The sequence below is a fragment of the Shewanella youngdeokensis genome (genome assembly GCF_033180165.1).
Taxonomy (GTDB): Bacteria; Pseudomonadota; Gammaproteobacteria; order Enterobacterales; family Shewanellaceae; genus Shewanella; species Shewanella youngdeokensis.
Genome location: NZ_CP136522.1, coordinates 2,604,903 through 2,627,768, shown reverse-complemented (window position 1 = coordinate 2,627,768; position 22,866 = coordinate 2,604,903). Strand labels below are relative to the sequence as shown.

Below are 22,866 nucleotides of genomic sequence, written 5' to 3'. Positions count from 1 at the left end.
TTATCTTTGGCTTTTTTAAGCCCGTTCTTTAAAAATTTGGAAAGCTGATAGTGTTAACGTGAAAGGGACAGCGATTACGATTATTCGTGTTGTTGTTTATAGCGTTAATGCGAAATTAAAAAATTGAGTTCTAAACACTTAAACATTAAGTGTCTTGGCTTATTGCTTAACGGCAATGAGTTAAAAATTCTAATTTTGGCGAAAGTAGAAACCATTAGTTACGATACGACTGTTTTGAGCTTACCCGCTTGAAACAACAGGTATATCTCATAGAGACTTATTTGGGTTGTATGGTTAAGTGACTAAGCGTATATGGTGGATGCCTTGGCAGTCAGAGGCGATGAAGGACGTAGTAACTTGCGAAAAGCGTTGGCGAGCTAGTAACAAGCATTTGAGCTAACGATGTCCGAATGGGGAAACCCACATGCATAAGCATGTATCACAACATGAATACATAGTGTTGTGAGGCAAACCCGGGGAACTGAAACATCTAAGTACCCGGAGGAAAAGAAATCAACCGAGATTCCCCTAGTAGCGGCGAGCGAACGGGGATTAGCCCTTAAGCGTAGAGGGTGTTAGTGGAATGTGTTGGAAAGCACAGCGGCACAGGGTGATAGCCCCGTACATGAAAACTAACTTTACGTGAAAACGAGTAGGACGGGACACGTGACATCTTGTCTGAATATGGGGGGACCATCCTCCAAGGCTAAATACTCCTGACTGACCGATAGTGAACCAGTACCGTGAGGGAAAGGCGAAAAGAACCCCTGTGAGGGGAGTGAAATAGAACCTGAAACCGTATACGTACAAGCAGTGGGAGCGGTTCTTGAGACCGTGACTGCGTACCTTTTGTATAATGGGTCAGCGACTTACATTTTGTAGCGAGGTTAAGCGAATAGCGGAGCCGTAGGGAAACCGAGTGTTAACTGCGCGTTTAGTTGCAAGGTGTAGACCCGAAACCCGGTGATCTAGCCATGGGCAGGTTGAAGGTTGAGTAACATCAACTGGAGGACCGAACCGACTTATGTTGAAAAATGAGCGGATGACTTGTGGCTGGGGGTGAAAGGCCAATCAAACCGGGAGATATCTGGTTCTCCTCGAAAGCTATTTAGGTAGCGCCTCGAGCGAATACCATTGGGGGTAGAGCACTGTTAAGGCTAGGGGGTCATCCCGACTTACCAACCCTTTGCAAACTCCGAATACCAATGAGTACTACTCGGGAGACACACGGCGGGTGCTAACGTCCGTCGTGAAAAGGGAAACAACCCAGACCATCAGCTAAGGTCCCAAAGTTATTGCTAAGTGGGAAACGATGTGGGAAGGCTTAGACAGCTAGGATGTTGGCTTAGAAGCAGCCATCATTTAAAGAAAGCGTAATAGCTCACTAGTCGAGTCGGCCTGCGCGGAAGATTTAACGGGGCTAAGCAATACACCGAAGCTATGGGTTTGCTAGTTTACTAGCAAGCGGTAGAGGAGCGTTCTGTAAGCCGTTGAAGGTGAAGGGGTAACCCACACTGGAGGTATCAGAAGTGCGAATGCTGACATGAGTAACGATAAAGGGAGTGAAAAACTCCCTCGCCGAAAGACCAAGGGTTCCTGTCCAATGTTAATCAGGGCAGGGTGAGTCGACCCCTAAGGTGAGGCCGAAAGGCGTAATCGATGGGAAACAGGTTAATATTCCTGTACTTCTGCTAACTGCGATGGAGAGACGGAGAAGGCTAGGCTAGCGCGGCGTTGGTTGTCCGCGTTTAAGGTTGTAGGCTGTAAACTTAGGCAAATCCGGGTTTACTTAAGGCTGAGAGCTGATGACGAGTCACTAAGGTGATGAAGTAGTTGATGCCATGCTTCCAGGAAAATCTTCTAAGCTTCAGGTTAGTAGGAATCGTACCCCAAACCGACACAGGTGGTTGGGTAGAGAATACCAAGGCGCTTGAGAGAACTCGGCTGAAGGAACTAGGCAAAATGGTACCGTAACTTCGGGAGAAGGTACGCTGCCGACGGTGATGGAACTTGCTTCCTAAGCTGTTGGCAGTCGCAGATACCAGGTGGCTGCAACTGTTTATCAAAAACACAGTACTGTGCAAACTCGCAAGAGGAAGTATACGGTATGACGCCTGCCCGGTGCCGGAAGGTTAATTGATTGGGTTATCTTCGGAGAAGCTCATGATCGAAGCCCCGGTAAACGGCGGCCGTAACTATAACGGTCCTAAGGTAGCGAAATTCCTTGTCGGGTAAGTTCCGACCTGCACGAATGGCGTAATGATGGCCACGCTGTCTCCAGCCGAGACTCAGTGAAGTTGAAATTGCGGTGAAGATGCCGTATACCCGCGGCTAGACGGAAAGACCCCGTGCACCTTTACTATAGCTTGGCACTGAACATTGAACCTACATGTGTAGGATAGGTGGGAGACTTTGAAGCGACGTCGCTAGATGTTGTGGAGTCGTCCTTGAAATACCACCCTTGTAGTTTTGATGTTCTAACCGCGGCCCCTGAATCGGGGTTCGGGACAGTGCCTGGTGGGTAGTTTGACTGGGGCGGTCTCCTCCCAAAGAGTAACGGAGGAGCACGAAGGTTGGCTAAGTACGGTCGGACATCGTACGGTTAGTGCAATGGCATAAGCCAGCTTAACTGCGAGACATACACGTCGAGCAGGTACGAAAGTAGGTCATAGTGATCCGGTGGTTCTGAATGGAAGGGCCATCGCTCAACGGATAAAAGGTACGCCGGGGATAACAGGCTGATACCGCCCAAGAGTTCATATCGACGGCGGTGTTTGGCACCTCGATGTCGGCTCATCACATCCTGGGGCTGAAGTCGGTCCCAAGGGTATGGCTGTTCGCCATTTAAAGTGGTACGCGAGCTGGGTTCAGAACGTCGTGAGACAGTTCGGTCCCTATCTGCCGTGGGCGTTGGATGATTGAAGGAAGCTGCTCCTAGTACGAGAGGACCGGAGTGGACGAACCGCTGGTGTTCGGGTTGTTATGCCAATAGCATTGCCCGGTAGCTACGTTCGGAATCGATAACCGCTGAAAGCATCTAAGCGGGAAGCGAGTCCTAAGATGAGTCATCCCTAGGAATTTAATTCCTCTAAAGAGCCGTTCGAGACTAGGACGTTGATAGGCAGGGTGTGTAAGCGTTGTGAGGCGTTGAGCTAACCTGTACTAATGACTCGTGAGGCTTAACCATACAACCCTGATGGGTTTTGTATGAGACTGATGTTTTTACAGTATCAGAATTAGAAGCACTTAATGTTGTGTGACTCAATAATAGATTTCAGTTTACTTGCGTAAGCGAGTAACAGCTTTTCAAATTTCCCAAATTTGTCTGGAGACCATAGAGCTGTGGTACCACCTGTTCCCATTCCGAACTCAGAAGTGAAACGCAGTATCGCCGATGGTAGTGTGGGGTTTCCCCATGTGAGAGTAGGTCATTTCCAGGCGCCTAATAAGTGAAGAGCCCGCTACGCTGTAGCGGGCTTTTTTACGTCTGCGATTTATGGCTTGAGCCATTTTCAAACCGTTAAGGCTTATCAGTGTCATCGATAAAGGCTAAACAAAGTCGTGTGGCCTATATGCCCATGTGAGAGTAGGATATTTCCAGGCGCCGAATAAGTGAAGAGCCCGCTACGCTGTAGCGGGCTTTTTTACGTCTGCGATTTATGGCCTGGGCTGCTTTATTAAAGGTTATCGCTCTACATTCTAGTGCTCTAAGCTCGATACAAAGTCGTGTGGCCGCTATGCCCATGTGAGAGTCGGTCATTCTCAGGCGCCTAATAAGTGAAGAGCCCGCTACACTGTAGCGGGCTTTTTTGCGTCTACGATTTATCGATTGGGCTGCTTTAGGCTGCTGTATTAATAGGTTAGCGCTCTACATTTTGGTGCTTAAAGCTCGAAACCAAGTCGTGTGGCCGCTATGCCCATGTGAGAGTACGTCATTCTCAGGCGCCTAATAAGTGAAGAGCCCGCTACGCTGTAGCGGGCTTTTTTGCGTCTGCGATTTATGGCCTGGGTTGCTTTAGGCTACTGTATTAATAGGTTAGCGCTCTACATTCTGTGCTCTAAACTCGAAACAAAGTCGTATGGCCGCTATGCCCATGTGAGAGTAGGTCATTTTCAGGCGCCTAATAAGTGAAGAGTCCGCTATGTTGTAGTGAGCGATTTTTTTAGTTATAGCTAAACTGTTATATGTTTTAGGTGCTACTTTTGATAACTGATTGTGATAACTAGTAAATTAAACTGTATTGATGGCTTTAGTAATAGAGTGTATTGAAGTTTAATCAGTGCCGCTTATTTGAACTATATGAGGATAGATTTAATCTGTATTTTTAGTCTCTATTTTTAGTTTAAAGGCTTTTCTTGTCTCGGGACTTGCCTGCTTATACCAAAAATCTAACATTTGACTCACTTTAAGTTGATGTGATTCAGTTTGTTGAGACTGGATCTCCTCCTTTTGTATTATATTGTTGGAAATGTATGATTCTAGGGTTTGTTTTTGAAAGGCGTTAGCCTCTAGTGTTGTTATTTGCTGGGATTGATTATATAAGGCAATTTCTTTTTCATAGTCACGACCAATTTGCATACCATCTTTTATTAAATAGTCTTGTTTGAATGCAATTTTATTTAACTTTGGATCCGTTATTGCGATGATAGGCGCTCTGTCAAAAGCCTCTGCTGCTTGACGAGTACGGATTATGGGTGAGTTAATATTTAGCTGCGTGTCCTCAGCTGAAAAGGTCAAAATTATTATTTCTGAGTGGTATTCAACGGTTTCGCCATGTTGGCGGTATCGGCCAAAATATCTTAGGGCAAGTTGGTGTTCGCCGTTGGTTAAAGATATTGCTTTACTAGTACTTACTTCTTTGCCGTTTAGGAGAATTAGTTCTGAATTAGCGGGAAGTGTGAGCTTAACAGATGCTAAAGCTGCACTATTGGTACAAACTAACATTGTAACTGCTACACGTAGGTATAATTTCTTGAATATTTTATTTATTGTTTTCATCTTATGCCAAAAGTTTGTATTAGATGGCTCAATAAAGCTTCAAGCTACGCTGAATTTAGCGCCTTCTAAGGTAATGGTTAGAGGTTATTAACAGTTTCAGTTGCTGGTGTTAGATATAATACATATTGATTAAAAGCTTGGAGCATATGAGTGTTAACTAAAATTATTGTAACGTTATTGGTCATTGTAGGTGCGATTTTTTACCTTCGCCAATCTAAAGTGAGTCAAACAAAAGCTACAACTCAAGATATGGGTAAGGGGATGATTGTACGCTTTTCGCTATACACAGCATTAAGCTTGTCACTCATCGCAAGTGCTGGTTATTGGTTTTGGGATTGGCAAGATGGTAACGAAGTTGTGAGTGTAACGATTGTTTCGCCAATGAAAGATGAAGTAGTTATTTATCATGTTCGTAAAAAGGATATCGCTAAAGATGAAATTGTCACTACTGATGGAATTAGAGTTAGGTTATCAAGTCAAGAACGCATAATTGTGGCAAGTACTGGTAACTAGCAATATTTTATATTAAGGCTCTTCGCAATACTTATTTTGGGTTAGAATAACCAAGTTTTATTACTGTAGTTGAATAATATTTAGAAGGACGCATTATGATAACAGCCTATGCCTACGTTGATCGCCAGCTCCAGATTAACGAATTAAGCATAACGGATATTATACCTTCTGGTACGCTTTGGTTAGATCTCTTTAAGCCTGACGATCAAGAACGCGAGTGGTTAAGTCAATTTTCAGTAGAAGATGTCCCTGAAGAGGATGATATTAATGAAATTGAGGCTTCTGCTCGTTTCTATCAAAATCACGATGGTTTACATATCAACTCTTTATTTCCTCAACGGGTAGGCCAAGAAGTAAAAGGCGTTAACGTATCATTTAATATTAGACAGAACTTTTTATTAACGATTAGAGAAGAAGACGTCGGTTTAATTCGTTTATTAAGAAACTACTTACGACTTGGTCGTATTGAGGCTACCTCTCCATTAACGCTATTGCTCGAACTGTTCAATCTTAAAGTCGATTACCTTTCAGATTTAATTGAGGACGTATACACAGTACTTGATAGTGTTGGCGAGGAAGTTTTTAAAAATGATGAGCTCGATGATGTTTTTAAACTCATCACGAGGCAAGAACATTCAAACGGTAAAATTCGCTTAAGTTTGCTCGATACTCAACGTTCATTACGTTATATGCAGAAGTACTATCGTGGACAGCTCTGTGATGATGAGCTTAAAGATCTACGAGAAATGTTATTAGACATTGAGTCGTTGATGCCACATAGCCAGTTTATTTTCGATAAATTAAATTTCTTACTTGATGCTGCTATTGGTTTTAGTGGCTTGCAGCAAAACAGAATTATAAAAATATTTTCTGTTGCAGCAGTCGTTTTTTTACCACCTACTGTAATCGCAAGTAGTTATGGTATGAACTTCAGCACTATGCCTGAACTTCAATGGCAGTTTGGTTACCCTATGGCCATTTTAATGATGTTTGGTAGCGCAGCTGGCACTTACTTTTTCTTTAAAAGAAAAGGCTGGTTGTAGCTTTTAGGTTGACTGTTTCAGGCTTTTTTCGTTGTAGTATTAACCGGAGTGATAAAGCTAATTACTTTTGCTTTTTGCTGATAGTAGTCGTTTGGATGGTTTAGTAGTTCATTGAGTGTTGATAGTTTTTCATACATCATACTACTGACAACATGTTGGCGCTGATAGGGTGTTTTACACAATGATAATTTCTTTTGTAGATGGTCGTATAGTGATATTAAGTTGGCTCTGTTAGGTTCAGAACTGTTTTTGATCACTTCTTTATTCAACTGTTCTTGCAAAGCGTTTAATTTTTCAGGCTCATTCTCAGCCAGTTGTCGCAAGGTGTCAAAGTCAGGTAGCTTTGTCATAAAAACTCAATTTAATGCTTTGTTGTAACATTAAATCTAGTTAATCATCTATGATTGAGCAAGTTGCAGTGTTTTATACTGTTACGATGCTTATTTGACTTTAGCCGTCGGTGCTAAAATAGTAGTTCATTTTTTCTCTTGGGTTGAGGTACTGAAGTACTTTTTCTGGTAACGCAGATGGCGGTAAGCATCTGATGATACTAATACCTTCATGTGCCAAATCAATAATCGGAGCTTGCTCTTTTGGCACTAGCGGATCATAAACCAGTGTTGTAGGAAACAATAATTGCCCCACGTTGACAGACATGACCATTCCGTATTGCCCTGTCGAGAGCTCAACGATACTCCCTGGTGGATAAATACCTAACAGCTTTATTATTCTATTTACAAATGCTGAATTTAGCTGATTTTGATAGTTTTTATACAGCATGCCTAAAGCAGTATATGGTGTTTTCGATTTTCGACTTCTGTCTGAATGACAGAGATTATCAAATGTATTAACTGCTCCAACAAGCTGGCTCAACTTATCTAATTGTGGCTCTTTTAGCCCTTTAGGCGTACCTGAACCATCTAAAAATTCATGATGATTTAAGATTATTGGTAAGGCATCGCTTGGGAAGTTGTCTGCTAGTTTGAGTAGAGCTACGCCCATAGCCGGGTGTTGGTCAAAAAACTTCTGCTCTGCTTCAGTCAGCGCGGAGGTCTTATTTAGCAGCTGTGTTGGTACTTTAAGCTTGCCTATATCATGAAATAGCGCGCCAATACCAACTAACTCCACTTCGCTTCGAGTCCATTTGAGTTCTTTAGCAATCAACATTGATAATACTGAAACATTTAATGAGTGAAAGTTAATCCCTTCATCATTTTTAGAGTCTGGCATTAAATGTAAAACTAACTTATCTGACTTAAGTAGTTGCTCACAAATATCATGGATCAGTTCTTTACCTTCATCGACGGCATTGAGTGGGCGGTTTCGTAATTTTGCCATTAAGCTTCTAAGCATCGATATGGAGCGATCAAATTCTTGCTCTGTTTTTTTTAATTGTCTTTTTAACCTTTTTTGAGCCTCAATGCTGTCAGACTTCTGTTGCTTAAGCTCTTCTGAAAGTTGTTCAAGTTTACTTTCACTTAAAAGGTTAGTGCCTTTATTGGCTTCCTCTGGCGGTAGTACATGTGTATCGCTACGATCTAATAGGACCAAAACATGCTGCACACCAAGATTTTTGATTAGTTCAATTTGTGCTTGCTGTTTAATTTTAAAGCGGCTAAATAAGAAAGGGTGATCTTTCCATGAAAGAGGCAGTTGAATAAAATTTCCGACTTGCAGTTGATTAACTGCAATTTTACAGCTTTTTGTCATGTTTCTATCAAGTATATATTTGAACAACAGATTATTTTAATCTAATTTTCTATACTTACAATGAGTTAAGTATGCCGATTACATTTTTGAGATGTAACGCACTATAAATGTAACAATTTGGTTGGGTAAAGTGACTTTGTGTCTATGTTCCATCATTTTGTTATTCAACTAGATTGATGATAAAGCTGCGTAACATTATAAATTTGAGAGTGCTTGATTCAGCCCTGTGGATTCAGGCTAAGGAGCAAAAATGTGCAATACTGAAAAATAGTTGCTAAATAGGAATAGAAATCCTAAAACATGCACCTTCTAAGCTAGAGGTTTCGATACTGAGGCGACCGCCGTAACTGCTCACGACTTCATTACAAACGGCTAAGCCAATGCCTTGGCCTGGTTTTTGGGTGTCAGCTCGTACGCCGCGCTGGATAATATTTTGCTTTATACTTGCATCGACGCCAGGTCCGTCGTCTTCAACGAGCAATTCGAATTCACCATTATCATTATAATATGATGACACCCTCACAGTACTAATACATAACTTAAAGGCGTTTTCCATTAAGTTGCCACATAGTTCCATTAAGTCACCTTTATCACCTGGAAATACGTGTTCTTGATCGATTATGGCTTCAAATTGCACTTGTTTATCACTGTAAACTTTAAATAACATCTGCGCCAGTTGGTCAACGAGAGGTTGAATTTTAGTTTGCTGTTGCTTCAAGCCTTTACGACCTAACATTGCTCGTTTTAATTGATATTTAACTAACAAATCCATCTGACTGACTTGTTGCATGATTTTTTCGCTTGTTGTCTCTTTATCTAGGCTGGGATCGTCAGTAATGGCGTGTACAGCGGCAAGACGAGTTTTTAGGCTGTGGGCTAGGTCATTCATTGCGTTCTGGTAGCGCTGTTGCTGGGAGCTTGACTGATTTAATAGTTGGTTTAAAGATTGTGTCACAGCTTCAAGTTCAACGGGGTAACCTTCAGATAAGGTCATCGTTTCGCCGCGATTGACTGATTGTAGTTCATTGCGTAACTGCATCAGGGGTCTCATGCCCCAGTATGCAGCACTGATCAGTAGTACGAGTGCTAGTGCAAGTACAAAGCCTAACCGTAAATATGTTCGACGGCTAAATTGGTTATATTCAGCTTTAATTTTTTCAGCGTCTTTTAATACCAATAAATTGTATTCACCGCCGGCGATGTCAAGTGTAAGTAAATACGCAAAGTAGTCTCGTTCATCAGCCAAGGACAGTTGATAAGGCGGGCTGCTTTCACGAATGTCATTAAAATTTTCACAAGTATCAAATAATTGACGTTCAGCAGCTAAAGAGGATGTCCAAACTTGATTAAAGTTGCTGTCACAACTGGCGATAATGTAGCGCTGTGATGTGGTATTTTCGGCAAGCCATTCATCACTATTATTTGGCAACATGTCATGCTCTCTCAGTTCTGCTGCCACTTTTGGTATTTCAGCAATTAACTGTGAGGTTTCAACGTTATAACTGTTTTGTGCATGAAGAATATTCACCATCCATGCTAAACCAAAGCCTACTAAAGCAATGATTGACAGAGAGGTGAGAAACATCCGTGTTAATAGACGTTTTTTAGGTTTAAAACTTAGTTGCATGGTAAGTTGAATTTGTAGCCTTGGCCACGAATGGTTGCTATGGGGTTTTCTACAGCATCGTCTTTAGTGAGCTTTTTACGCAAACGGCTTACCATTACTTCAATTGTGTTCGGGTCGCCCTCTTTATCACCATATATGACATCGAGTAATCGTTGCTTAGCCACGACTTCATGACAGTGACGCATTAAGTATTCCAGAATTAAATATTCAAAAGCGGTTAATTCCATTGTATTTTTATTGAGTGTTACCTGCTTTGCTGCTAAATCAAGTTCGAGTGCACCGCTGGTGATTTTTGGCTTAACAAAGCCGGCGCTGCGCCTGACTAATGCATCTAATCTGGCAACCAGCTCCTCTTTTTGAAAGGGTTTTACTAGGTAGTCGTCGGCGCCAGCATTGAGGCCTTCAACCTTGTCTTGCCAGTTAACTCGAGCTGTTAATATCAGTACAGGGGCTTTTAGGCCATGCTCTCGTAATGTTTGAATTAAACTTATTCCATCTTGATCGGGTAAGCCTAAATCAACGACGGCTACATCAATAGGGTAGTTGGTTGCTTGGTAGAAACCTTCTTTTGCGGTTAATGCAACTTGAACTTGGTTTCCGAGCTCACTAAGTTGCACTTTTAGATGGTGAGATAAAATAGGATTATCTTCAACAACTAATATTCTCATAGCTAAATCCCCTTTAGAGCAATCAAGATTAGTTTACGCAGATTAATTATGGCTGCCAACTCAGTGTGTTCAATTATTCAATAGTTTACATCAAAATTACTTAATGGCAGCAGAGCTTCACAGCGTTACTTTGGGCTCGATAGCTATAGCAAATTGGTTCATTGCTTTAAGAGTTTGTCTTAGCGTTAGTCGCAAATTTAACGTGTTTATTTGTATTGTTATCTAAAAATATTACGCTGACTCCGCTTGGCTATTATGCCGTTAGCAGACCAAGCTGCAAGTAGTGTAAATATCACCACACTGCTCATGATCAGGCACAGACGGTACCAAGGGGCATCTGCACTAATTCGCATCTGCACGTATTCGACGCTGCTGACCCCCCAAACAAAAACTGCAGAGATGATAAGACACAGTTGCAGTGCCCTAGTGACCCATGTAGTTCTCAAAAATAGCAAAAGCGGTGCGAGCGCGTAGGCCATGCAGGCCGTTTGTTGACCAAACCGAAGACAATGTGCGCTGAGTAACAAATATGCGAACACAATTAAAATAATACGCCACCACATAAAATCTTTTCCTATTTGATCATCATTAACATCTAAGAATACGGTGTAATCAAACCTGCATACTATAAGCTGCTTCACAGAATCGAGATTCACTTTCGGCGTTATCGATGTATAAATAGTGTTATGTGCAGAAGGCCACAATTTCACCAATAAATATGATTAAGTTGCAAGGTTAGCTGAACATTATCCAATAATAAGTTATTCGCTCTTTTTCATATTAACAGCGACTAATAGCACCAGTGTAGTTGGTCGTATTTAGCAAAATGTTGCCACTATGGTAATAATTTTGTCGTCTATCAAAGGTATTGATTTGTTGATAGCGGCAATACTCATTATTGGGCAACACCAGTGTTATTTGTAAAGGTTAGCTCGCCACGCGTTGATGTGACTGATTAACCTTAAATTCTAATCTAAAATTGTAGCCCATAAATTATCACTAACGCGACGGTGACAAATACCAAACCAGTGACAAGATTAATGATAGGCGTGGCCTTTTTTAATTTTATTTGGATCTTGGGTTTTGTTAGCACCATAGCGATAAAACTAAACCACATCATTGACAGGGTAAAAAGTAAGGCTGCAGCAACGCCTTTTGTGACCAAAGAGACTTGAGGTGTAATGAGTGTTGAAAACAGTGTGATAAAAAATACGAGCGCTTTAGGGTTCAGTAAGTTGGTGTACAGCCCCTGTAGAAAGCCTTTTTTAATACCGATAGCCTCACTTTGGCCTGACGACTCAAGACTAACAGCTGCACGCCAGTGTGATAGTGCTGCGCGTATTGCACCAATTCCCATCCAGGCTAAATAGCTTGCGCCGACTAGCTGTACTAATAGGTAGACTTGCTCCGAACTGTGAATAAGCAAGCTTAACCCCGTTAAACTCAGTAATGTATGGCACAAGATCGCTGTTGAAATACCAAGTGCAGACGCCAGTGCCACGGCTCGGTTTTCTTGGCTTGACAGTTTTACTATCAGAGCAAAGTCTGGGCCAGGGCTTGCTAGCGCGATAGTGTGGATCACGGCCAGTGACACCAATAATTGTAGATCCATAATGTAATCGTTTTCTCTGTTATGAATGATGGTAAATCTTAAAATTGATTATTACTTATTTAGCGTCATATTGATTGTTAAAAATTAAGATCATTTATAATTGAAGTTTAATCGTGGTTGAACGGCATTATGTTTACATGTTGTTTCTATGTATTTGTTTGAGATTTAAACGCCGACTCTTTTTGCGCTTAGGTGAATAAAATATTTACAGTCTTTAGTTAGCTTTGATCTTTACTTATAGCAATTTTGCCGTGTATTGTTTTACCAATTCGACCATAATGGGTGGGATTTTCGTTAACACTTGATGTGATTGGAGTTGAATACGTGAAAGGACAGATCTTAAGGGAAATGCAAGTACTGAAAGCAATTGACCCTGCATTTGAAGTACAAAGACGAATAGCTTTTATTAAGTCGAAGCTTAAACAATCGAATACAACATCTTTGGTATTAGGGATCAGTGGTGGTGTTGACTCTTCTGTTACAGGTCGTTTATGTCAACTAGCTATTGATGAACTAAACCATGACAATGATGACGCCCAATATCAGTTTATTGCTGTCCGTTTGCCTTTTGATGTACAAAAAGATGAAGATGAAGCCCAGTTAGCATGTCGTTTTATTAATCCTTCTAAACAGGTTACTGTTAATGTAAAGCAAGGTGTTGAAGGTATCCATCATGAAACTGTCAACGCCGTCATTACTGCGGGGATTAGCGTTCCATCAGCAGAAAAAATTGACTTTGTGAAAGGTAACGTAAAAGCGAGAATGCGTATGGTGGCTCAGTATGAAATTGCTGGGCTTGTGGGCGGCTTAGTGGTTGGAACCGATCATAGCGCCGAAAACATTACCGGTTTTTATACAAAATGGGGTGATGGTGCTTGTGATATGGCGCCGTTATTTGGTTTAAATAAACGTCAGGTTAGGCAAATAGCACAATACTTAGAGGCGCCTGACATATTAGTTAATAAAGCTCCGACCGCTGATCTTGAAGAGGGTCAACCACAACTAGAGGATGAAATTGCTCTGGGACTGACTTATGACCAGATTGATGATTTTCTTGAAGGTAAAGAGGTCAGCGATTTTGTCTCTAATAAGCTAATCAGTATTTACCGTGCCACTCAACATAAACGTGAATCTATTCCGACAATTTATGATTAACACTGGTTAATCAAAAGCCATTGATTTAATGTACAAAAAAGGTGTCTTAGGCACCTTTTTTTATGTGTTAATCAGATTGATTTTTTATTACGTATGGCTTACTTAATCCAGTAAGACTTTGCCTAAGGCTTGTCTCACTATATTAATGTGGTGGTTTGGAAATTGTCGGTAATCAAGGTAAGGGCACAAATAAATCGGTAACTGGTGGTGCTTTAGTAACTTATTATCTCCTGCAATTAGCGGTTTATAGTTAGCCGAGTTCCATTGTAAACCAAGGGCTAGCGCGCTTTCATGGCCGCAAATAATATGCGTAGTTGAGTTAGGTTGCAGACTGACTGCAGCAGTGATAATTGCCTCGTGTTGTTTTAACAAGTTGGCGTCGCGGTACTGCCGCCAGTTTTGCCCTGTAACAGATAATTTTGCAGCAATCGTCAATATTTTACGCCAATGGTTACCATTTAAGTCAATGAGAGATTGAACCGCATCAATGTTGTTGTAATGCCATTGATCACCTTTTATAGGTGATGTAGGTAAATAAATACTCGTTACCGTCTGTTCAGGCCCCAGTATTGTCATGTTGATTCAGTTTCTCCATTGCGCACTGGATCTGGTAATGTTGTAAACACTAATTTATTACGGCCATTATTTTTTGCATGATACAAGTTAAGGTCTGCTTGCTTTATCCAATCCTCTAATGAATTACTATAAGAGCTATTAGCTATCACGGCTCCAATGCTGGTTGTTACATTAAACTCAATATCACTACCTGGTTTTAGTATCACTAATTGGGACAGTTTTTGCTTAAAACTTTCTAGATGAGCTTCAATTTTTAGCGCATTACACAATGGCATAATGACAAGAAACTCCTCCCCGCCATAACGGACAATAATATCAGCATCTCTTTTAAAATCTTGCTCTAATAGGCATGACACAGCCTTAAGAGTCATGTCTCCAGCCAAGTGACCATAAGTATCATTAATATGTTTGAAGTGATCAAGATCCATAATTGCAATAGCAATGGCTTCATCACTTCTTTTACAACTGTCTTGAATTGATGTGAACTGGCTTTCAGCGTAACGACGGTTATATAAGCCTGTAAGCGAGTCTTTTTCCGCAAGTAACTTTAACTGGCTATTTGCTTGTTCTAGCTCAAAAGTACGGATAGCAACTTTTTCTTCAAGCTCTAACTGATAACTAATTAACTGACTTTTACTCTGTTTTAGTCGTAAGTAGAGCGCATAGACCTCTTTTGGGGACTCTTCATTAATAGAGTCGTCGTAATTGTTGCTTATATTTGAGTCACTAAATTTACTGGCTATCGCTTCAAGCGGTAGTGTGAGTCTAGTACTAATTACTTTTGTAATAAAAAAAGTAATAAGAAGTGAAATCAATAATATAGCAAAAGTTGTGATGTACATATTTTCAACTATCTGTACTAGCGGCCTTACTGGGTTGAGCACGTAAAGAGTCCACTGATTATCTAATTCATAGCGGGCATAAATAAACTCAGCTGACATGTCATCTAAAGTACGAATATTTATCGTTGGCAATTCGCTGATGCTGGTATTTTTTTTCTGTGTATAGTTAAAGTCAGATAAAGGCGAAAGCCCTAATTCTCGAGAGCCAAATATCACCCGATTTTTTCGGTCAACAAGAACGATTGATTGAGCTTTTGTCTGACTGTTTTTGTGTTCAATATTTTTGAACTGCCCCAAGTCCAATGAACCCGCAAGAACACCTATAGGTTGATGAAAGCTCTGTGGTGAATAAACGGGTGCGCTAATGACTATGATGGGATCATTGGCAAAGCTGCGACTTAAAAATACTGGAGATATAAAATTTTTCTGATTTACAAAAGACTCAGTAAAGTATGGTCTACTTTCTACGCTGATATTGGTTGTAGGCTGATTAGATCCTGTTAAACGTGATGCTGGGCTTGCGGCCGTGAGTATCCCTTGCTGATTGGTTTTGAGCATGGTGATAAATCCAGGATACATGCGATGTAGCTTTGACAGTGTTAGTTGCTGTTTTTCGATACTGATGTTATGCAAGCTAAATACGCTTGCGGCATTATTGATCGCTTGAATATGGGTATCAATATGGGCTTGAGCTAAGGCACCAACTTGATGAGCTGACTCTTTAATATTTTGGCTCAGTAGTTCTTGATGACGATTGACAAATTGATTATTAAATAACAATGCAGCAAAAAGTAATGCCAACGAAATAATTAAGGTAAATGCATAGGTTAATTGAGCATTAAATGTGAGACGTTTCTTTGATTTTGAGCGGTTTTTTAAATACCAAAAACCAGGCGTTAAAATAACAACCAACGAGCCAATACCGGTATAGATAATACCGTTGATACCTTGTTTTAAAATAATAAAGGGGAGGTGAGTGCTGGGAAGTTCAGTAAAGAAAGTGGCATAAACGTAAAATAGTGGCATGCCAATAAGCCCCCAAAAAAACAAACTGGCATATAGAGTAAATAGCCCCCGCCGCCTTAAAGCCCCAAGAAAAACTGCTTCCATTGAAAACATGACGTAAACATGAGGGCTTTCCATTGAAATAAATAAGCCAGAAACTGCGATTAACGCAGTATACAATCCATAAACAGGCCCCAGCAAAGCTGCAGAAATAATATAACTAGCATTACCCAGTATAAGCAGGATATTTGAAAATAAAGGTATAGGAAAGAGGTTGACGACTAAACCGATGAAGCCAAGTACTGATGCTAGTAATAATTTATTTTGCTTAAACTTATCCAAAATTCGCCTTAGATCGACTTAGCCACGGTATACAGAGTTGGTTGTTAGGTTTGCGTGGTGTTTTTGTGTTGTTATTTTTTTGTTTATGTTAACTGTTATTGAGGTGTTTCGCTAACATTTTGATGGCTATTCTAGATGAAATAGTTGGCATGAGCAGTTGCTTAATTTTCGATGAGATAAAGGGCTGGTGGCCATTTATTATATTGGCAATATTGAGAGCCTTTGTGTAAGCGCACGCCGGTTTTAATAACAAGCACTCAACAGAAGCTATTAGCGATTAAAAAAACACTTATTTGAGGCTGCATGATTATAACTGGAGATGTTGAAGCAATAAAAAAGCCTGCTAAAAGCAGGCCTTTTTATATAAATATGGTCGGGATAACAGGATTTGAACCTGTGATCTCTTGTCCCCCAGACAAGCGCCTTACCGGACTAGGCCATATCCCGAATGTTGACAGAACAACTTATTAAATAAGGATTATTCTGAAGCACAAGCACTTTACCAACTCAGAATTATGAGTGCAAGCGCTTCTAGAGCGTCATTATTCGTTTGATTGCTTTGTAACCAATCAGTTATGCATTAATGAATATAAAATCTACGACCTTCACGCATGACTTCTATTAACTCAGGAGCACTCAGTTTTTTCTTTAAGCGCTTTTTGTAGTTATTATCATAAATTCTATATTTACCGTGGCGATCAATGGTAGTTATTTCATTTGCTTGGTAAATCGCAAAGACTTGATTATCACCGGTGTAAATCCAAGAGTTATCACTTGGCTGCATTAGGCTGTTGCCGGCACTGTAATCGGTTGCAGGGTTCGTGCAACCTAATGCCTGGCTCATCAGTGTTGGCACTACTGCATGGTGTGTAGTTCGGTATTGTATTTGTTTTGCAGCTCTTTGCTCTGGCCAGTGAATTACCAAGGGAACTTGAACGCTGTCTGGTGACCAGTTCATACGGGCTTCATTAGGGCTACTCGTTAAGAGCTTGCCGCTAACACCAGTGATCACCACTAAGGTATTTTTAGGCAAGTCGTTTAGAATGTTGCTCAGTTGCTGGTCAACAAAATTGAGAGATTGGCGGTATTGATTAAACAGTACCTTCTGCGCCGGTTTTAGCTCGGTATCTGCTTTAACTGTTTTAATCCCTAAGAAGCCTACTGGCGTATCGTAGCTTTCAGGAGACTTAAGGTTAAGTACTGTAAACCAAGGTTTTTTGCTGGTGTTAGTCCACTGCACCCAGCTAGCGATAGAGCTAAGATCGGCATTGGCATCGCTGTCGCGATCTTGAGCGTTAATCCGCTCAAAGTTATCGAATATTGCTTGTGGATGTGCAAGGGTATCTTCAGCTGTAAACAGTCCCAATTGGTAACCATTAGCCGATAATTCTTGAGTCAACACTGGAGTTTGATAATTTAAATCAACAGCGTTGATATAACTGCCTTGCAAGCCATAAAGCAAGCTAAACATACCGCTACTAAATTGATTGCCGCCACTGAAATGCTGCTTAAATGAGTGGTTTTCACTGGCATACTGAGCTAAGAAAGGCATGGTTGTTTGATCAACCAATTTAGCTTGTAAGCTATCAATGGCAATAACTAAAATATTGGGCTTAATGTCAGCACTGCATTGCATTGGTGATAGAGGGTACTTAAGGCTCGCTGACGGAATAGGCTGGTTTTTTTGGGATATGTTGTTATCAATACCATAATTTTCCATAAAGCTGCGTGCTGTAGCGGGGTATGATAAGGGGTAAGCATCATCAAACTGAGTAATCGCTGTGTTTTCTGTCGCGTCGCCCCAAATATGAATTAAATGGCTTGCAACAAAGCATAAACCAACCGCAATAACGACTTTATTGCCATAATTGCGTTTACGAATTTTTTCGATTCGTTTCCATAAAAAGTTAGCTACTGTTAGCTCAAGTGCCAATATAGCAATGGGCGTGACAATGTAAGACGTGCCTTGCAGTAATGCATTTAAATCGGTCCAAGCTAACTCGAATACAAAAGGATTTAAATGTAAGCCGTAATCATCATAAATTATGGTGTCATACAGTAGTATGCATAAACTTGAGGTGGCGACGACAGCCGCATAACCTCTAAGAATTTTCGAATAAGGTAATAATAAGGTGATCGGAAACAGTAAAACAACGTACACCACAAAAGCCAAAAAGGTGAAGTGGCCAAGGCTGCTTAAAGCCAAGTAGCTCCAACCAATAAAAGAGTCTGGCAAGCCTACATTTTCCAGGTATCGGTAGCCTACAATAATGGCAAGTAAACCATTTATAAAAGCAAACCAATGCCCCCAGCTTACTAAGCGTGAAACCCTGTCTCTTCCTATCTGTTTTTGTCGCTCAACCATTGTTGACCTATATTCTCTTCAGGCAGTTATCGGGTTTGATATATGTTACCAAACCCTAACTTGTTGTTACTAGTGCATTTGTCTTAGCTGGTTTTCACTGATTGCGACAATGCTTTAGCAAACTGTTCAGTGACAACTTGGCGAGCCTCCGCTGGAACTTTGTTATGCAACAGATGAGTTACACAATTACCCAATGCCATTAGACTTAAGTCTGTTGGGGCTTGGTTTTTCTCTAAAACTGCTAAAAGCTCAGTGATAATTGCTTCAACTTGCGTGTTTGAATATTTAGATTGAATAGCCATATTTGAAAATGTTCACTTTGAATCTTGATTAACGGCATATAATAACGGATTTTTACAAGAAGCTCTGCACTTTTTGGTCTCTGAGTGGGTATTTGTTATTAAATGCAGTGATGTAGTGTGCAAGGTTGGGCGATAAATGGGCCCAAAAGTTTATCGTTTGGGTCAGTGTCCCTTGGGTCAATTATTTCACTATTATAAATATAAGGCACCGATTAATAAGTTGAAGTTACAACAGTTTTGTGTAATTGATGGCCTAGCTAATGTAGGATAAAACGCCGTACAATAGTTGCTTTACCTCGGTCTTTGAGATGGATTTATGATAGTTGTCTGGTATGATAAACCCATTAAAGTTTGTTCGCTTATCGGCTGAGTATTGTGATTTTAGCGGCAAACATTCCCCTTTTTTACCAATAGCGCTGCTTTTTGCTGGCTCTATCAACTTTCAATTGAGGCTCAATGAGTATTAACGTCGAACAAGCAATCATCCATGCGATTTCTCAAGACAATGAAGGTCAGTTAAGTTGTCGTTTACGCCCTCAGCCTTTGCTGAACAGCCAAGCTGTTGAAACCATGTTAGAAGAATTACATCAAACCTATACAACTAAAGCGGGTAAAGGTTTTGGTCATTTTGGTATTAATGGTGAAGATGGTGAAGCAAATACTCAATTTGAACAGGCTTTAGCTCAGTACCGTGCTAATGACCTCGGTTTTGTTGAGTTTTCAGGTATTGCAGGTAAATTGCTGCAAGAAGAGTTAGCCAAATATGACTTTAGTACTGGTGGTTTTTTATTGTTATCTTGTTATACCCACATGGCCAGTGACTATTTGTATGTGTCGCTATTAAACGCTAAGTCGTCTATGACTGTTTTAGACGATATGGAGTTAACTCAAAACACGCATCTGGATCTCAACAATGTTCAACTTGCTGCGCGGATTGATTTGACTGAATGGCAAGCAGAGCCTGATTCAAAAAAATACATTTCTTTTATTCGCGGACGAGCTGGGCGTAAAGTGGCTGATTTTTTCCTCGACTTTATGGGCTGCGTTGAAGGCGTTAACACCAAAGCACAAAATAAATCATTAATGAATGCGGTTGAAGATTTTGTTGGTGCCAGCGAGTTAACGAAAGATGAGCGTCAAGGTGCACGTGAACGTGTGTTTGACTACTGTACTGAACGCTGTGATGAAGGGGCGGCGATTCAGATTAAAGATCTTGCCGATGAACTGGCGGATCAAGGAATTGATTCTTTCTATGACTTTGCACAAAGTGGAAGCTACGAGCTTGAAGAAGAGTTTCCAGGTGATAAACCGACGCTACGCCAATTGAAGAAGTTCTCTGGCACTGGCGGTGGAGTGACACTGAGCTTTGACGGCCAACACCTTGGCGAGAGAGTGATTTATGATCCAGTATCAGACAGCATTATTATTAAAGGTGTACCTGCAAACTTGAAAGATCAATTAGATAGACGTTTAAAAGGCGAGTAAAGCTCAAGTAAGAGATACGCATAATTAAAACCGAGTTTTCATGACTCGGTTTTTTTATGCTCGTCATAACAATATCGGCTTGTATAACCTTAAAATGGTCGAATAATCATGTATATCATTGTAAGCTACAGCGATTGTGAGAAAGATTGCTAACTGCAATTATTTATCTATTTTATGTCTTGCAGCCATCGCTGCTTGGACTGTTACAGGTAGACTGTTTTTCTACCGAGGAGCTTTAATGCAATTGTTCGTAAAAGATTTAACTGTGATTGATTTTTCATACCTTTGTCCGATTAGAGGTATGGTCGGAGAAAGTTGGATCGTTGATGTGTTGCTTGATGGTAATTTAGACGAACAAAATATGGTTCTTGATTTTGCCAAAGTTAAACGCACAATTAAAAATACGATTGATGCCGTAGCCGACCACCGTTTATTGGTTCCAACTGCCTGCAGTGAAGTTCGCTGGCAACAACAAGGTGAGCGAGTTTGGATGGACTTTGATAGCCAACAAGGTGATATTCATTTAGCTTGCCCTGCTGAAGCCTTTGCGCTAATTCCAAGTGAAATTATTGACTTTGAAAGCGTTAATAAGTTTTTGCAACAAGCACTCAAAGCACAGCTCCCTGCAAATGTAGATGGCTTGTTTTTAACGTTAAGAAATGAAATCCACGATGCTCCATTTTATCATTACACTCATGGTTTGAAAAAACACGATGGTAATTGCCAGCGTATCGCTCATGGGCACCGCAGTCCGGTTACCGTATTTGAAAACGGCGCAGCGGCGCCAAAATGGGATGAGTACTGGGCTAAGCGTTGGCGTGACATTTACTTAGGCAGCGAAGAAGATTGTGTTTCAGTCACTAGCCTTACGTTATCGCCGCAAAGTAACATCACCGACAGTAGCCATGTTGGCTTTCATTACCAAGCACCGCAAGGTGACTTTCAACTTGCAATGCCTAAAGGCTGCTGCGATATCTTACCCATAGATACAACCGTTGAACTACTTGCTGACTACATGGCACAAACCTTAATTGAGAAAGTCCCCAGCAGTAACTTTAAAGTGATTGCTTATGAAGGGGTTGGTAAAGGTGCTATTGCGAGTCGCAAAGCTAAAAGTTAATTTTATTAAGGAGCTATTTTGAATAAATGTGTCTCAGGAGCCATTGCCAGTATTGCCACCATAGTGGCCAGTTTGTCTTTTCAGGCCCTAGCCGGTGTTGAGTTGATGGGGGACTTTAAGCAAGGTGCATTAATTCGTGCTCAGGTAGAACCTGGAACAAAAGTGTTTTTGAATGATACAGCCATAACGGTGAATGCTAAGGGGCAGTTTGCTTTTGGTTTTGCCCGTGAAGCAGAGCTCGAACAAGTACTCAAGCTGGTTTATCCTGATGGATTAACCGAATTGAAGCCACTGAAAATTGCAAAGCGAGAATACAAGATCCAACAAGTGAACGGGATCAGTAAAAAAATCATGAAACCTGATCCCAAGGCGCAAACAAGAGCTGCAAAAGACAGTAAACAAGTTCGAGCTGCCCGCGAACGATTTACTGCTAGTGATGCCTTTAGCCAAACGTTTATTTGGCCTTTAACTGGGCGTATTTCAGGCGTTTATGGCAGCCAACGTGTCTATAACGGTAAACCTGGCACACCGCACTATGGTGTTGATGTTGCCGCTAAAACAGGCACAGTTGTGGTCGCGCCTGCAGATGGCGTGATATCGCTATCGGTACCAGATATGTTTTATTCTGGTGGCACAATGATTATTGACCATGGCTATGGGGTTAGTTCGAGCTTTTTGCACTTGAGCAAGTTATATGTCAAAGAGGGTCAAGTGGTTAAGCAAGGTGAGAAAGTGGCAGAGGTTGGTGCAACCGGTCGCGTGACGGGGCCGCATTTAGATTGGCGAATAAATTGGTACCAAATGAAATTGGATCCCACCACTATTGTGCCTTCAATGGCAAGTGTGTTGAAAAATAACTGAAAATACAATCGTTTACAAAAAAAGCAGCTAATAGCTGCTTTTTTTGTACTTAACGTTCCTGTTCAAGCTGGGTATACCTGCGGCATCGCTTACTACTTGTTACGACGTCTCCATTTAAACAGTACTGAATATTTCCAGAGCGTTTTAATGAGTAAATATGAGATTAAAGCAAAGGCGATCCCGAGAACTAAGCAACCCGTAAATAGTGATGGCCCTATGGTGCTTAATGATGATTCAACCCATCGCCAGCTTGCTTCGAAAGCAAAATCTTGCGGTTGATTTCCCAATATTTTTGCGCCAAGCATATATGCAATATAAAACATAAACGGCATGGTCACAGGGTTTGTCACCCAAACGAGCGTGACGGCTACAGGTAAGTTTACGTTGAAAAATATTGCCAGCGCAGCAGCAAGTACCATTTGAAACGGCATTGGCATCCAAGCCACAAATAATCCAACAGCAAATGCACCAGGTGCAGAACGTCTGTTGAGTGCCCATAAGTTGGGTTTTAGCAATAAGTCACCAAACATACGTAGATTTTTATGATTACGCAGTGTTTCAGACTTTGGCATAAATCTTTCTATAAATTTTTTTGGCATAACTCGAGTTTGCTGTCTTAACTTACTTCATTATGAATCGAT

17 protein-coding genes, 1 tRNA gene and 2 rRNA genes are annotated in these 22,866 nt (G+C 40.9%); 8 read left to right on the top strand and 12 right to left on the bottom strand.

Annotation, left to right across the window (positions count from 1 at the left end; all coding sequences use genetic code 11):
- Positions 1-292 precede the first annotated feature (292 nt).
- Positions 293-3,187: ribosomal RNA gene (locus tag RGE70_RS11205) — 23S ribosomal RNA — on the top strand.
- Between the two features lie 137 nt (positions 3,188-3,324).
- A 5S ribosomal RNA gene (gene rrf, locus RGE70_RS11200) occupies positions 3,325-3,440 on the top strand.
- Positions 3,441-4,312: 872 nt separating this feature from the next.
- Here the strand turns inward: rrf and RGE70_RS11195 are convergent.
- Positions 4,313-4,999: a YccT family protein gene (locus tag RGE70_RS11195; RefSeq protein ID WP_310471538.1), complete on the bottom strand. Its 687-nt coding sequence runs from the start codon at positions 4,997-4,999 to the stop codon at positions 4,313-4,315.
- 150 nt (positions 5,000-5,149) lie between these two features.
- Between RGE70_RS11195 and RGE70_RS11190 the strand changes: the two genes are divergently transcribed.
- Complete coding sequence (locus tag RGE70_RS11190) at positions 5,150-5,512, top strand: hypothetical protein (RefSeq protein ID WP_310471537.1); 363 nt, start codon at positions 5,150-5,152, stop codon at positions 5,510-5,512.
- A 95-nt stretch (positions 5,513-5,607) separates the two neighbouring features.
- Positions 5,608-6,555, top strand: coding sequence for a magnesium/cobalt transporter CorA (corA, locus tag RGE70_RS11185; RefSeq protein WP_310471536.1), 948 nt, complete (start codon positions 5,608-5,610; stop codon positions 6,553-6,555).
- A 17-nt stretch (positions 6,556-6,572) separates the two neighbouring features.
- On the opposite strand, the gene RGE70_RS11180 is transcribed toward corA, so the two are convergent.
- The 5 genes from RGE70_RS11180 to RGE70_RS11160 form a co-directional block, all read right to left on the bottom strand.
- The gene (locus RGE70_RS11180; protein WP_310471535.1) at positions 6,573-6,905 is read right to left on the bottom strand and encodes a DUF3135 domain-containing protein; all 333 of its coding nucleotides are present in this window, start codon (positions 6,903-6,905) and stop codon (positions 6,573-6,575) included.
- A 100-nt stretch (positions 6,906-7,005) separates the two neighbouring features.
- A complete protein-coding gene (locus RGE70_RS11175; RefSeq protein ID WP_310471534.1) occupies positions 7,006-8,265 on the bottom strand; it encodes a cyclic di-GMP phosphodiesterase in 1,260 nt (419 codons plus the stop codon).
- Between the two features lie 274 nt (positions 8,266-8,539).
- The gene (locus tag RGE70_RS11170; RefSeq protein ID WP_310471533.1) at positions 8,540-9,892 is read right to left on the bottom strand and encodes an ATP-binding protein; all 1,353 of its coding nucleotides are present in this window, start codon (positions 9,890-9,892) and stop codon (positions 8,540-8,542) included.
- The gene (locus RGE70_RS11165) at positions 9,883-10,560 is read right to left on the bottom strand and encodes a response regulator (protein WP_310471532.1); all 678 of its coding nucleotides are present in this window, start codon (positions 10,558-10,560) and stop codon (positions 9,883-9,885) included. Before RGE70_RS11165 ends, RGE70_RS11170 begins: the two co-directional genes overlap by 10 nt.
- 973 nt (positions 10,561-11,533) lie before the next feature.
- Positions 11,534-12,172, bottom strand: a complete 639-nt coding sequence (locus tag RGE70_RS11160) for a LysE family translocator (RefSeq protein ID WP_310471531.1) — start codon at positions 12,170-12,172, stop codon at positions 11,534-11,536.
- Positions 12,173-12,496: 324 nt separating this feature from the next.
- On the opposite strand from RGE70_RS11160, the gene nadE reads away from it, so the two are divergent.
- Entirely contained in the window at positions 12,497-13,327 is an 831-nt protein-coding gene (gene nadE / locus RGE70_RS11155; protein WP_310471530.1) for an NAD(+) synthase, read from the top strand.
- A gap of 102 nt (positions 13,328-13,429) precedes the next feature.
- Here nadE and RGE70_RS11150 read toward each other — a convergent pair whose 3' ends face one another.
- The 5 genes from RGE70_RS11150 to RGE70_RS11130 form a co-directional block, all read right to left on the bottom strand.
- On the bottom strand, positions 13,430-13,903 hold the full coding sequence (locus RGE70_RS11150; protein ID WP_310471529.1) for a DUF6942 family protein: 474 nt from the start codon (positions 13,901-13,903) through the stop codon (positions 13,430-13,432).
- Positions 13,900-16,092, bottom strand: coding sequence for a diguanylate cyclase (locus RGE70_RS11145; protein WP_310471528.1), 2,193 nt, complete (start codon positions 16,090-16,092; stop codon positions 13,900-13,902). Before RGE70_RS11145 ends, RGE70_RS11150 begins: the two co-directional genes overlap by 4 nt.
- Before the next feature lie 370 nt (positions 16,093-16,462).
- Positions 16,463-16,539: transfer RNA gene (locus tag RGE70_RS11140), tRNA-Pro, on the bottom strand.
- A gap of 133 nt (positions 16,540-16,672) precedes the next feature.
- A complete protein-coding gene (locus tag RGE70_RS11135) occupies positions 16,673-18,457 on the bottom strand; it encodes a DUF3413 domain-containing protein (RefSeq protein ID WP_310471526.1) in 1,785 nt (594 codons plus the stop codon).
- A gap of 83 nt (positions 18,458-18,540) precedes the next feature.
- Positions 18,541-18,759, bottom strand: a complete 219-nt coding sequence (locus RGE70_RS11130) for a YejL family protein (protein ID WP_310471525.1) — start codon at positions 18,757-18,759, stop codon at positions 18,541-18,543.
- A gap of 456 nt (positions 18,760-19,215) precedes the next feature.
- On the opposite strand from RGE70_RS11130, the gene yejK reads away from it, so the two are divergent.
- The 3 genes from yejK to RGE70_RS11115 all read left to right on the top strand — a co-directional run bounded on the left by yejK (position 19,216) and on the right by RGE70_RS11115 (position 22,225).
- On the top strand, positions 19,216-20,244 hold the full coding sequence (yejK, locus tag RGE70_RS11125) for a nucleoid-associated protein YejK (RefSeq protein ID WP_310471522.1): 1,029 nt from the start codon (positions 19,216-19,218) through the stop codon (positions 20,242-20,244).
- Between the two features lie 238 nt (positions 20,245-20,482).
- Positions 20,483-21,364, top strand: coding sequence for a 6-carboxytetrahydropterin synthase (locus tag RGE70_RS11120; protein ID WP_310471521.1), 882 nt, complete (start codon positions 20,483-20,485; stop codon positions 21,362-21,364).
- Between the two features lie 51 nt (positions 21,365-21,415).
- A complete protein-coding gene (locus RGE70_RS11115) occupies positions 21,416-22,225 on the top strand; it encodes a M23 family metallopeptidase (RefSeq protein ID WP_375087947.1) in 810 nt (269 codons plus the stop codon).
- 92 nt (positions 22,226-22,317) lie between these two features.
- Here RGE70_RS11115 and RGE70_RS11110 read toward each other — a convergent pair whose 3' ends face one another.
- The gene (locus RGE70_RS11110; RefSeq protein WP_310471519.1) at positions 22,318-22,824 is read right to left on the bottom strand and encodes a DUF2062 domain-containing protein; all 507 of its coding nucleotides are present in this window, start codon (positions 22,822-22,824) and stop codon (positions 22,318-22,320) included.
- Positions 22,825-22,866: the final 42 nt, after the last annotated feature.